Genomic DNA, 12254 nt, shown 5'->3' with positions numbered 1-12254 from the left:
CTTCATGCTGCCCTGATCGCCGACAAGATGGCTTCAATCCCGACTTCCGCACATATCCTCAGCGCGAGCTCCTGGGCTTCAGATGGGCCAAGTCGCCCTGCCAACTTCAAAGCCTCAACTGAATACCCAGCATCAAGCGAAATCCTGTTCACCACCTCTTCCTGGATGCGGCGGTGCAGCTCAACAGCGCGCCCAAGCCTTTGCATGTGCTCTGGCTGCAATGCACTTGAAGCCTCGTGCCCGTCCAGTGCGTCGTAGTAATAGAAATTCGAATAACGACCAATGAAATCCTGCGCAGCAACAGCACCGACCGCGAAGCTTCCCACAAGCCTCGTCATCTCGACGAACGCCTCTTCATCTTTCATTTTCCGACTCGCCCCCGCCAACAGTCTCATCGGAACCCCCCCCCCTCTAAATAGCAGAGCCATCAGCCGGTAGAGCTTTCGCCCTCTTGACCCACCCCCACTCCTGGCCCTGCCTGCGCGCGCGATCATTCGCCTCGGCTAGTTGTGAGTTTCCCATCACATGAATCCTCGTTGCCACGGGGCCATGCCGGCGAACGCTCCATCTCATAGAGAAAACGTCTCCAGGGACGCACCAAAATCTTCGCTAAATAGAGAAGATCAGTGCGCAGCAAACATGACCACGCCTGTAAGCGTCAACATTGCATACGCCAATATCAAGCTTCGAAACGCCCATCGCCGCATCGACGAGATGGCATAGCCATGCTGCGAGAAGCCCAAAATACCCCCCCCTAAGACATTTAAACCCCAAATCCACCTTCGACACGCCAACTCCTCTCAGCACTTCCGGCGACTCCCTATCCAAAGCCAGTAGCGCACGATATGCGGCAATTGAAGCGACCCAACCAAAAATACCAACGACAGCGATCACCACTGAATAGCTTCCAGAAAACTGATCCATCACTTACCTCCAATCAGAGTGTCGTCAAACATCACTGATACACCCGTATACGCACCAACGCTTGTACTAGCCGAAAGCGTCAGATCGTTCCTTTACCCGGATCAAAATTGACCGCCCCTGAAGATGCTAAATGATGGCGCAGATCATGAAAGCGGAACTCTTCAATGCGGGCATCGGCTATGAGTTTGCCCCCCCCCTTCTTGATGTCGGTCACGTCGAAGACCTTGCCCGCACGGCGCTCGCCCGCTTGCCCAGCCCAACGCTGCAGGACTTCCATGGCTTCGACGATTAGCGGGATGTGACGCTGCCTACCGGACTTGGCGTTCTCGGCTCGAAGGGAACATGAGCGTCGCCCAATGATCGGCTTGCAGCGAACCCCGTTCGCATCAAAGAGTTCCAACGCCCCACCCAAACAAAAAGTCCCGACCAAGGCCGGGGCTCTTCATTAAGTATCAGGACCACTACAGCACCGTAGTGCTCGCAGTCGTAGCGTTTGGTCACATTGCCACTGGGATCGTCGTTGCAGCGCAGAACGCAACCTCATCCGATCTCCCGCACTTCCGTCACGCTGACCAGCAGTACAACGGGCTTCCAAAAATGCCGTGAGCTCCAAGCTGCTCGGGCCTTGCCCCCCAAAAGGCGTAGAACAAATCCTCCTTCGCCCGATAGACCAACCAGCGCCCCCCCTCCTTGGCGACGCACATCCCAGAGATCTCTTCACCATCGTCAAATCCCGGAATACCTGGCGCCATTACCACCGCAGACAGTTCAAATGGTTGACATGCATTCCGCCTGATGTCATTCGCAAGTTCTTCAAGATACTCGCTCGGACTCATGCCCGAATCGATATAGACATCGGAGCCATCGACCAGGCGCGACTCCAACAAATCATTAAGATCGATCACAGGCCCGACCTCTCTGGCGGCGGAGGCGGCTTGGGGTAATGTAGTGTCTCATGAGGCTTTTCACCATTTGCCGGAATATCGATTCGAGGGCCAGAACCTGCATTTCCTGGTCGATATATTACTCCGTTATCACCAACCTGCGCCCCCTCTGGCAATCGTGAACCTTCAGATGCTAGATCGAACTTGCCGCCGGTTAAAGTACCAAAATCCTTCAGCCCATCCCCCACCCCACCATTGTCCGGCGCCAGCGGACCGTTATTGACACGCCCTCCCTGCTGCCTGCTTCCCTTATCTTCAATTCCTACCAATCCCTCAGGCAGCGCAGGAGCGTCACCTTTAGGTGACTGAGACTGCTGAATAACTGGCAGTATCGACTCGACCGCATTCCGAAGCAGCCGCCCTCCATACACCGTTCCCACGTATACATAGTCTACGGCGCACGCAAATCCGCTGGTACATTCGATTACGCATGACCTCTCACCACATGTGGCGGACCTTCCATCAGGATCTTTGAACTTGTACGGATTCCCGTTCGCATACCGATACCGATTGAACTGCCCAACCGGCTGGTCATACGCAGTCACCGGATCAACCGACAGGAACACGCCCAGCAGCGGATCCATGTACCGCTGCTGCATGTAGCTCAGGCCCGTAGCCGAGTCGCTCACATGCCCGGTATATCCCGGCCCGTCCGTGACCTGACCACCTACCACGGCCCCATAAGGCTCGTAGTCATAGCGCTTGATCACATTGCCATTGGCATCGCTCTCGGCCACCACCGAGCCAAGGGCGTCCGTATGGATGTAAGTGACCGTCTGGGCACCGGCAGAAGCCACCACGCAAACAAGCAACAGCCCGTACACGGCAATACGCGTGATCAGTTTCGACATCACGTGCTCCCAATTCATACCGGCGGATCCCCCGGATTTTCCGGCTTCGGATCCCGCTCCACCGTAGGCACGAAAGGTGACGACCAGCCGGAGCAGCCCGCCGCGTTGCATGCCCTTACGACGTAGGGATCTGCGCAGTACTGAATCGAGTAGCCGCTACCCTGGATGTCATTGAGCGGCCCCGAGTACATCTGGCCATACACCGTCGTACCATCGCCTGCGTGGAGTTCATAGCGCTCCGCTCCAACAGAAGCAGTCCAACTGACATTGCAGGAAGCAAATTCGCTGTTGTGAGGCCCGGCGTAGTACCAGTGGTGATGCGCATAGGTGATGACAGGAGCCAACGGAGCTCGTATTACATTGACGGCCCTTGTCGCAGACCAGCCTCCACAGCCGCTGCTGTTGCATGCAGCGACTCGATAGGCGTAGCTGCCAAATGGCCCGGGATTGAACGACGTACTCGTACCCGCATGATCGCCCGCACCGGTCCACGGCGCACCGTTGATGCTCTGCTGCAGGCTGTAACGTGTCGCCCCAGTGACGGCGGACCAGCTGATGGTGTATGCACCAGGTGCGGAGTCCGGCGCGCTCAGGGCAGGTGCACTCTGCGGGGGAAGCAGAACCGTAACCACGGCCGTACTGGAGTAGCCGCTGCAGCCGCCGCTGTTACAGGCGCGGACACGGAACGAGTAGCTGCCACTCCCCCGCCCACTGACGCCAATGCTGGTACCCGCTCCGCTCTGGATCTGCGACCATGCGCCTGATACCAACTCCTCCAAGCGGTACTCGGTCGTCGTCGCAACGGCGGCCCAGGTGACAGTGAAGGCCCCATCCGTACTGGAACCGGACACCGTCAGGGCCGGGGCAGCAGCCGGCGGCCGGGTCACTACCGTGGATACCGGCGCGGAGTACCCGCCACAACCACTGGCATTGCAGGCTCTGGCACGATATTCGAAGGTGCCGCTGGCTTTGTCGCTGACCTCTTTGCTGATTGCAGAACCGTCATGCACATTGGTCCATGCCCCACCGGCAACCCGCTCCTCCAATTGGTAAGAGTCCGCCGTTGAAACGGATGACCAACTCACCGTCCATGCACCCGAACTGTTGGTCGCAGGAACAGCAACTGCGGGCGTGCCTGGCACCAGCAGAACAACGATTGCCATCTCAACCGACCAGGGCCCACAGCCGCCAGCATTACAGGCTTGAACTCGATAGCTCCAGGTTCCGGTAGCCTTACCGGAAACACTACGCACTGTGGCTCCTTCTGCCTGCACCCCCTGCCAGGAGCCAGTGCCGAGCCGCTCTTCGAGTCGATACTCCACCGCGCCGGCCACGCTGCTCCAGGCCACGGGGAAAGCACCTGTCGAGCTGTTGCCGGCAAGAGTGATCGCTGGAGCGGCATTGGGTGCCAGTAGAACTGATGTAGAAACAACGTTCGACCAAGGGCCGCAGCCCGCTGAATTGCAGGCGCGTACCTGATACCCATAGCTGCCCGTCGATTTCCCCTCGATCTGCACGGACGTTCCAGCGACGCTGGCTAGACTGGTCCACGCGCTGGTCCCAAGGCGCTCCTGCGGCTCATACCGGATGCTGCCCGCCACCGGTGTCCAGCTCACGGTGAAAGCTCCGGAATAGTTGCTGGCGGGGGCGGTCACTGTCGGCGCGGTGTCTGTCGGGTAGATCACAGTCATCGCCTGCGCAGCCGAATACGGACCACAGCCGGACACGTTGCAGGCGCGAGCACGATAGCTGTAGCTGCCTGCCGCTCTGCCATTCAACGTTACAGCAAGCGCTGCTGCATCATGCACAACCAACCATGCTGCAGCTCCGGCCTGTTCTTCGACGACATAGCGGGACGCGTCAGCAATGGCCGACCAGCTGATGGTATGGCTGCCATTGAGGCCAACCGCCGGCATGGCCAGCGAAGGCGCCGATGCGGGAATGGGGATATGACTGACAAGGGCCGACGTGCTCCAGCTTCCACACCCGCTTCCCTGACACGCCCTGACCTGGTAATAACGTGTCCCCTTCTCAACACCTGTAACGGCATAGGACAGCGCACTGCCCGCATAGGCACTGCTCCAGGAGCCACCCGAATTGGTCGAGACACGAAGCTCATATCGGTTGGCGTTTCCGATTGAACTCCAGCTCACGGTGTAGTTGCCAACAGCCACGGTATCCGGCGCAGAAATCACAGGAGTCCCCAGAGCAACCCCTGTCTCCACTTGCGCAACCAGGTGGGCGCCAAGGCTCACGTACTCGAGCTCTTTCCCGGTGCGCTTGTTGTGCTGACGGCGCAGCACTCCGTCATTGCCATAGAACGAGAGAATGTCTCCCAGGGTGGCGTTGTAGCTGCCGACGCGACGACCATGGGCATCGTATGCATATGCCTCACGCCCGCCCACATCACGCAGTCGATTACCAAGGTCAAAGCGGAACCCTTCGCCGTTCTTCCTGGCCAGGTTGCCCTGCACATCGTAGTCAAGGCCGATGATGGCATTGCCATCGTCCTGGTTGACGGTCGTCATCCGGTTGCGCGCGTCATACCAGTAGCTGTGTTGCTTGATGCCTCCCAACTTGGCGCTGCGGAGGTTATCCAGAACGTCGTAGGTAAACCTATAGACCCCGTCCCCACCAAACGAGGCAGAGCTCGCCTGCGTCAAGCGATCCGAGCTGTCGTACTGCATCTGTCGCGACTTGGCCGCTTCGATCGCATCGGCAATGCTTGCGACGTTTCCATTCCTGTCATAAACAATGCTGGAATCGATCACCCCGGAGTCAATCGCCCGGGCCGGCAGCCCGCGAGCGTTCTGGGACATGCTGTGGGCGACACCGTTTCCGTAGGTGAAGGCGCGCAATGCACCATTTGGATAGTAGCCAACGCCGGTAGCGAAGCTGCCAACCCGAGTCGGTTGACCCAGTGCGTTGGGCGCCAGTGTCACCTGCAGGCCACTCGGGTACTGCAGACTGGCCAACGCGCCATTGGCGTCGTAGCCATACCCCATCGACCAGATTCCCATCCCAGTCTGCTGCAGGGTTTCGTTGGTGATTGAACCGCGCTTGGCGTAGGCAAAGGTGTTGATGACCTGCCTGCCATCCGGATTGGCCGTTACCACCTGCGTAGGCTGCCCGACGTTGTTGTAGGACCAAACCTGGTCACCGCTGCCATCGGCAAAGATGAGTTGCTTCAGGCGATTGCGAGCATCATACGTGCGGTCAACGCGGCGGCCGGACGCCTGCGCCGCTACTGCATCACAGTTATTGGTCGCCGTCAGCGTTAGTCCAGCTGCTGACCAGGCGATATTTCCCGCGGCGTCATAGCCCATCGCGCTGGCGCCGGTTTCCGGCTCCACACTTTTGCAGAGTTCCTGCTGAGCGTTATAGACGTAGGAACGCGTAACCGACACACCACTGGTTGCGTTGCGACGCTCTATGGAGACCGGCTTGCCGAACACGTCGCGCACGATATCGGTGAAGGCACCGCCCGGATGTTCGATGGCCACCGGCATTTCAAGAACCGGCGTGTCATAGACGCGATACTGGGTAGTTGTCGACTGGCCTCGTGGATCTGTCGTCCGTACCCGCATGCCGGACAGGTAGGCAGTTACCGTGGTCAGCAGCCCCTGCTCACTATCAACCGACGTCGACGTGGGTCGCCCCAATGCATCGAACTCGCTCCACTGTCCGCTGGTGGGATTGCTTCCTGCAGTCGGATAGGACTGGAACGTGGTCCTGCCTGCATGATCGTAGCTGAAGCGCTGATAGCGCGCGGTTGAAGCAACGTCGCCGGCATCCTGCTCCAGGGTCAGTGCCGGACGCCACATCGCATCGAACCAGGTCACCTTGTTGCGATTACCGGTATTGGTGGTCAAGCGCCAATGACCGGCTGCCAACCCGTGCTCCACGGCATCGACGCGCTCAAATACCTGTGTCGTTGGATTCCATGCAACCGAATCACCCGTGGCAAATGCCTTGCGCACAAGTCGTCCCATGGCATCGTAGTCGAACGTGCTCTGGTAACCCACCTCGTTGGTGATCGACCGGATCCAACCATTGTCATCAACGGAGGCTGACATCGAAGTACCGTCGGCGAAGCCGATCGACTGCGGCGTTCCGCGTTTCCAGGAGTTCAATGAGGTGGCGTTGCCCCGCCCATCCGCAATGCTGGCCACGCTGCCATCGGCATGATAAGACAACGCCTGAACCAGTTTACCGAAACGCCGTTGCTCGGCCGGGAGTCCAGCAGCGTTGTACGTAGTCTGCGCCTCAACCAGGCCCGAGCTGTTGGTCTGCGCAGCAACCTGGCCGAGGATCCAGAGGCTGGTATCGTTGTAGTAGCTGGTGGTATCAGTCCGACTGGCCCCTTGGGAGCTGCTGCGGGTCACGCTCGCCGCACGCCCATACGCGTCGAACGAATTGGCCTGCCAGGTCATTGTCACGCCATCCCGGGTCAACTGCCGCTGCTGCATTGGGCGAATGATCACCGAACTGTCATCACTCCCGCCCCAGCGATACCCATAGCGCTCAGGAAACGGCATGGACGGCATCTGCGCAGTGGAGACATAGGTCAGTGCCTCCGACTCCAACACATTCCCGGATGGCGACACGGTACGGCGCCCCAGGAGCTTTCCTTCGTTGTGGTCAAAGACGATTCCATACGTTTCCTCCAGCCTGCTCCCGTCTGGCTGGGTGATACTCACCACCTTTGATTGCGTGCAAGTCGTGCAGGGTGGAATGCCATCCCACATGTCGTGGTACTCACCCGAGTCTCCGTAGGTCCAGCGCATCACAGGTATGCCTGGCCCACTGATGGTCTTCTCCGACAGCGAGAACACATCAAAGTAATAGGGCGTCACGAGCGTATGAGTGATCGTGCCCCCACTCTCAGTCGCGCCGCCCTGGGTCTGCGCCGTGCACTGGATGATGGGCACACCCGCACGGTAGAAGCGGCCGTGGTCGAAACGGAACGAGCCAACGGCTCCCGATGGATGCTTGATCTGCAGCGAATAGGTCTTGGCACGGATCGGCGCGACACCGCCACAACCAGGACCTGGATCCTCGGTCCAGTTCTCATGATCGACGAACATGTTCGGCAGATGGGTGAACTCCCAGCTCGCCGAGTCGGGCTGGACCACACGCTGAAGCGTAGCCCCGACGTAGCCGTACGACCATGTACGCCCATTGGCTGTGGCACTTGCCAGCTGGTTTCCAGCGTACTGCAGCGAGATCGACCGCCCGTCATTGGCAGTGATGGACGTCGGGTGCCCGTTGCCGTTGTAAGCGATATTGACCCAGTTGCCAAAACGATCCTCGATGCGACTGGCAAGGATGTAGACCTCGATCCGCGGTCGGCTCTGCGAAGTCGAAGTGTCCGTACCCATCTCGCCAACCGTGCGCACCGTTCCCACATTGAAGGTGTACTTGACTCCTTCAGTAGTCTGCAGAACGAACCCCTCGCCTTCGTAGCCTGCAATCATCGCAGTGCAGGAGATGGCGTCCAGAGAGCTCGTGGTCCAGTTGTTGTTCTGCCCACCCGTCGGCTTGAACTGGGAGGGAGGCATTCCGATCAGCGTGCGCGCCTTGTCGCCCGGCAGGTTGACCGTGTAGCCGGACCAGATGCTGGTGATGTTGTGGGGAGGCGATGTCCAAGGATAGAACGTATCCGTACAGCGCCCGGTCTTGCGCGCCCCCATGCCGTAGATCCAGCCATAGTGGGAATCGAAGACCCCCGAGATGAAAGGAACATCGATGTTCCAGTCACCTGCGCCCCCATAAATCTGCGGTGGCATGCCGCCAGTCGGGATCGGACGGACAGCAAGCTTGCGTGACAGTCTTACCGGCAGCGCATTGGTCCCGCGAAGATCGATGTCGGTCTGCAGGAACGATGCCGACTGGTCGTAGACGTTGACTGCATCTCCAAACAGGTCGGAGGTCAGTGCGCCCACCTGCTCAGCAGAACGAACCTGCTTGTCGTACTCCTGATAGGGCTGCTGCACCACTTGCTGGGCCTGGACGTTCCAGCCCGCTGTGATCCCAAGAATGACGGCGCATATCCGCGCAGAAGGCCACATGCCGACTCCCGAAGACTCGATCCGCATCCCTGCCACCCCTGATTGTTGACGCGAGTATTCCGCCAGAGTTGGCAAATATCAAGGACTAGTGAATGTGATAAGGATAATTGACTCCACGTCAAGACTCCCGTCACTCTGCTGCCGCTGTCCTGCTTTGCTGCTGCGGCGAGGCACGGCGAAGGAAGCAAAGTCGCCGATTGGAGACAGGAGCACGCCAGGGCCAGGCGCTTGGGAAGCCGAGAAAGCCTCATGCTGAACAGAGAGGCGGGGCTTTCCGCGTTGCCGGCCAGAGGCTCGCACTACTGAAGCTGCGGGTCAGCGACCGGCACTACCGCTGGCAGTACCGTTCAAACAAAAAGCCCCGACCAAGGCCGGGGCTTTTGCTGAAACTGGTGCAGGAAATAGGAGTCGAACCTAGGACCAGCCGCATATGACTCCAAATCAACGATTGCCTAGCCGCTGGATGCATCAGTCTGATCAGCGATAGCGCCAACGAAATCGATGATCTCTTCGATCTCGACGCCTCGTTGATTAGGCTCATCGTCAGGTCCCAAACCGGTCTCCAAAAACTCTTGCACTAATGCATCGATCAGCGACTCGCGGTCTTGTTTGACAAGGTGCTTGATGCCCTCTTCAGGCAAGTGAAAGCTGTGCTTTGCCGCGATTTCAGCCAACAGAGAAAGCAGACGGGATGAGATAGACCGCTTCATTTCACTTCACCTTCGGGTCTCTCGATCCAGCGATACTTCTGATTCTGACCGCCCTGTCCAGACTCTCCTCAAAAACCTCACCATCTTCAATATAGAGCTGCACACCCTCATCAGATGAGAGCCGAATGTCCAGCACCCACACCTGAGGGGCGCCAGCAAGCGCATCGCACAGATCCGCGGTGGACACCTCCAACGGGCCGTCCGCCATCCGCTCTCGAAGGTGACTCAGGATCTCCTGTGACTTCGCTCCCGACGGAACATCAAAATCCGATAGCAGCCATACGTCATTCGTACTGAAGTTCGTCCTTAACGCCTCAACTACCCTGTCTCCCGTGATTGGGAAGCCCCACGCATTTACGGTCATGACTATCCACCTCCGTTCAGCGGCCGCGCTGGCCCTCGAGAAGGAGTGCCACCGGTAGCACTCGGCTCGTAAGGATGTTCGTGCGGGTTCGTATGACTACCCGGCCTACCGTGGTCAGTAAAATCAATAGTCTTTACTGGCCTCCCTCGACCGTCGAACTCTCTCGCTTGGTCGTACTTTCCATTTCTACCATCTCGCTGGCCTAGTTGCGTATGCGGGCCAGCCGCATCCGGATCTGGTGCAGGCTCACCATTAGGCTTCGTAGGCAATGGCCTGTCGGGAAAGCGATTAGGTATTGGCTGCCCGTCTCGCCCCCGACGAACCGTATCCCTCCCTGCCGGACGTTCAGTCGGTCTCGATGTTGGCCTTCCACTTGGTCCGCTCTCGCGATTCCCACCGGATGTGTCCTCACTGCGTTGGATGTTTCCACCAGAGCTGGGGACCGGGATGGGAAGAATGTAAGGGGCAGGCATGGGGATCGCCTGACGCCCATCCGGATCCGTGAACTTGTAAGGATTGCCGTTCGCATACCGATACCGATTGAACTGCCCTACCGGCTGCTCATACGCCGTCACCGGATCAACCGAGAGGAACACTCCCAGCTGCGGATCCATGTACCGTTGCTGCATGTAGCTCAGCCCGGTAGCCGAGTCGCTCACATGCCCCGTATACCCCGGCCCGTCCGTGACCTGACCACCTACCACGGCCCCATAAGGCTCGTAGTCATAGCGCTTGATCACATTGCCGTTGGCATCGCTCTCGGCCACCACCGAGCCAAGGGCGTCAGTGTGGATGTACGTCACCGTCGTCTGGGCGATTGCGGATGGCGGCAGGCCAAGACCGATCAGCAGCACGCAGCACAGCCAGGCGCCGAATGCTCCTAGCCTCCGAATTCGATCTTCAAATCCCCTGAAGCGGGTAAACACACCGCCTGCAGTTCCCCCGAACCTCCGCATCTTTCCAATCCCTGAAAGAGCCTTGAAGCAAGGCAGGGTACTCATAGCACAGGAATGGCTGGCTGCGGATTCCAGGTCGAGAACAGTGCCAGGAGCTAAGCGCCTGGGAAGCCGGAGGGGCGAGCGGGTCGCGAGGTTCGGAAATCCTGAGCTGCCAGCCATGGGCAGGCACTACTGCAGCGGTCGCCCATGCCGCCCAAACAAAAAGCCCCGACCAAGGCCGGGGCTTTTCATACAACTGGTGCCGGAAATAGGAATCGAACCTACGACCTACGCATTACGAATGCGCCGCTCTACCAACTGAGCTATTCCGGCTGAGCCCGCGATTTTACGGGCTAGGTGACCCAGTGGTCAATCACCCCGACTCACCCCGCCTCCACCCGGTTCGCCCCCATCCGCCCCGCCGCGAAATCCTGCAGATTCCCCAGCGTGATCGCCGAGATCTCCTGCAGCGCCTCCACCGTGAAGAAGCCCTGGTGGCCGGTCACCAGCACGTTGGGGAAGGTCATCAGGCGCTGGAAGGCCTCGTCGTCGATGATCTCGCCGGACAGGTCCTGGAAGAACAGCGCGCTCTCCTGCTCGTAGACATCGATGGCCAGATGACCCAGCCGCCGCGATTTCAGCGCGCGGATCACCGCATGGGTATCAACCAGCCCGCCACGCGAGGTGTTGACCAGCATCGCGCCGGGCTTCATCCATGCCAGCGAGGTGTCGTTGATCAGATGCTGGGTGTCCGGCGTCAGCGGGCAATGCAGCGACACGATGTCGGCGCGCGCCAGCAGTTCGTCCAACCCCACCATCTCGCCCACCCCGGCAAAGGCCGGCGACGGATGCGGGTCATGCCCGAGCACCGTGCAGCCCATGCCGTTGAAGATGCGCGCGGTAGCCAGCCCGATCTTGCCGGTACCGACGATGCCGACCGTGCGCCCAAGCAGGGTGCGCCCGAGCAGGCCATCAAGCATGAAGTTGCCCTCGCGCACGCGGTTGTAGGCGCGATGGGTCTGACGGTTGAGGGTCATCACCAGCGCCAGTGCATGCTCGGCCACGGCTTCGGGCGAATACGCAGGCACCCGTGCGACGAACAAGTCCAGTGCTTTCGCGGTGACCAGGTCCACATTGTTGAAGCCCGCACAGCGCAGCAGCACCGCACGCACGCCCAACGCATGCAGGGCATGCAGAACCGGCGCGTCGAGGCGGTCATTGACGAACACGCAGACGGCTGCGCAGTCCTGTGCCAACGCAGCGGTATGCACGTCCAGCGCGGCATCGAAGTACACGAACGCAAAACCCTGACCGGCCGCATCGCGTTGATTGGCCTCGTCGAGGAAGCGACGATCGTAAGGGCGGGCACTGAAGACGGCGATCTGCATGGGGTGGCCTGGCGGGAATTCCCTGCCGACCATACCGCAGCCACGCGTACATGGGGGTGGCACC

10 protein-coding genes and 1 tRNA gene are annotated in these 12254 nt (G+C 59.6%); all 11 read right to left on the bottom strand.

Annotated elements, in window-relative coordinates; translation table 11 throughout:
* Positions 1-2 precede the first annotated feature (2 nt).
* Positions 3-365 (bottom strand): hypothetical protein, encoded by a 363-nt coding sequence (locus ABH900_RS08535; RefSeq protein ID WP_429622463.1) that lies wholly within the window; start codon positions 363-365, stop codon positions 3-5.
* 244 nt (positions 366-609) lie between these two features.
* A complete protein-coding gene (locus ABH900_RS08530) occupies positions 610-924 on the bottom strand; it encodes a hypothetical protein (protein WP_429622462.1) in 315 nt (104 codons plus the stop codon).
* Between the two features lie 79 nt (positions 925-1003).
* On the bottom strand, positions 1004-1201 hold the full coding sequence (locus tag ABH900_RS08525; protein ID WP_429622461.1) for a hypothetical protein: 198 nt from the start codon (positions 1199-1201) through the stop codon (positions 1004-1006).
* A gap of 286 nt (positions 1202-1487) precedes the next feature.
* The gene (locus ABH900_RS08520) at positions 1488-1829 is read right to left on the bottom strand and encodes a hypothetical protein (protein ID WP_429622459.1); all 342 of its coding nucleotides are present in this window, start codon (positions 1827-1829) and stop codon (positions 1488-1490) included.
* Positions 1826-2719 (bottom strand): RHS repeat domain-containing protein, encoded by an 894-nt coding sequence (locus tag ABH900_RS08515; RefSeq protein ID WP_429622458.1) that lies wholly within the window; start codon positions 2717-2719, stop codon positions 1826-1828. The genes ABH900_RS08520 and ABH900_RS08515 overlap by 4 nt, the downstream gene beginning before the upstream one ends.
* Before the next feature lie 14 nt (positions 2720-2733).
* Entirely contained in the window at positions 2734-8790 is a 6057-nt protein-coding gene (locus ABH900_RS08510) for an RHS repeat protein (protein WP_429622457.1), read from the bottom strand.
* A 452-nt stretch (positions 8791-9242) separates the two neighbouring features.
* Complete coding sequence (locus ABH900_RS08505) at positions 9243-9500, bottom strand: hypothetical protein (RefSeq protein WP_429622456.1); 258 nt, start codon at positions 9498-9500, stop codon at positions 9243-9245.
* Position 9501: 1 nt separating this feature from the next.
* Entirely contained in the window at positions 9502-9864 is a 363-nt protein-coding gene (locus ABH900_RS08500; protein WP_429622455.1) for a hypothetical protein, read from the bottom strand.
* 2 nt (positions 9865-9866) lie between these two features.
* Entirely contained in the window at positions 9867-10820 is a 954-nt protein-coding gene (locus ABH900_RS08495) for an RHS repeat-associated core domain-containing protein (RefSeq protein WP_429622658.1), read from the bottom strand.
* A gap of 239 nt (positions 10821-11059) precedes the next feature.
* Positions 11060-11135, bottom strand: a tRNA-Thr gene (locus tag ABH900_RS08490).
* A gap of 50 nt (positions 11136-11185) precedes the next feature.
* Complete coding sequence (locus tag ABH900_RS08485; protein WP_429622454.1) at positions 11186-12190, bottom strand: 2-hydroxyacid dehydrogenase; 1005 nt, start codon at positions 12188-12190, stop codon at positions 11186-11188.
* Positions 12191-12254 lie beyond the last annotated feature (64 nt).

Origin of the sequence: Stenotrophomonas sp. AN71 (assembly GCF_050435725.1) — a bacterium.
Lineage (GTDB): Bacteria > Pseudomonadota > Gammaproteobacteria > Xanthomonadales > Xanthomonadaceae > Stenotrophomonas.
The sequence above is the reverse complement of the archived record's forward strand: the minus strand, read 5'-3'. Positions and strand labels throughout refer to the sequence as shown.

Bases quoted from the DNA above. Each gene is read 5' to 3' on its own strand.
- ABH900_RS08505 (WP_429622456.1), bottom strand. From the start codon at position 9,500: ATGAAGCGGTCTATCTCATCCCGTCTGCTTTCTCTGTTGGCTGAAATC.
- ABH900_RS08535 (WP_429622463.1), bottom strand. From the start codon at position 365: ATGAAAGATGAAGAGGCGTTCGTCGAGATGACGAGGCTTGTGGGAAGC.
- ABH900_RS08485 (WP_429622454.1), bottom strand. From the start codon at position 12,190: ATGCAGATCGCCGTCTTCAGTGCCCGCCCTTACGATCGTCGCTTCCTC.
- ABH900_RS08525 (WP_429622461.1), bottom strand. From the start codon at position 1,201: ATGGAAGTCCTGCAGCGTTGGGCTGGGCAAGCGGGCGAGCGCCGTGCG.
- ABH900_RS08495 (WP_429622658.1), bottom strand. From the start codon at position 10,820: ATGCGGAGGTTCGGGGGAACTGCAGGCGGTGTGTTTACCCGCTTCAGG.
- ABH900_RS08500 (WP_429622455.1), bottom strand. From the start codon at position 9,864: ATGACCGTAAATGCGTGGGGCTTCCCAATCACGGGAGACAGGGTAGTT.
- ABH900_RS08530 (WP_429622462.1), bottom strand. From the start codon at position 924: ATGGATCAGTTTTCTGGAAGCTATTCAGTGGTGATCGCTGTCGTTGGT.
- ABH900_RS08510 (WP_429622457.1), bottom strand. From the start codon at position 8,790: ATGTGGCCTTCTGCGCGGATATGCGCCGTCATTCTTGGGATCACAGCG.
- ABH900_RS08515 (WP_429622458.1), bottom strand. From the start codon at position 2,719: ATGTCGAAACTGATCACGCGTATTGCCGTGTACGGGCTGTTGCTTGTT.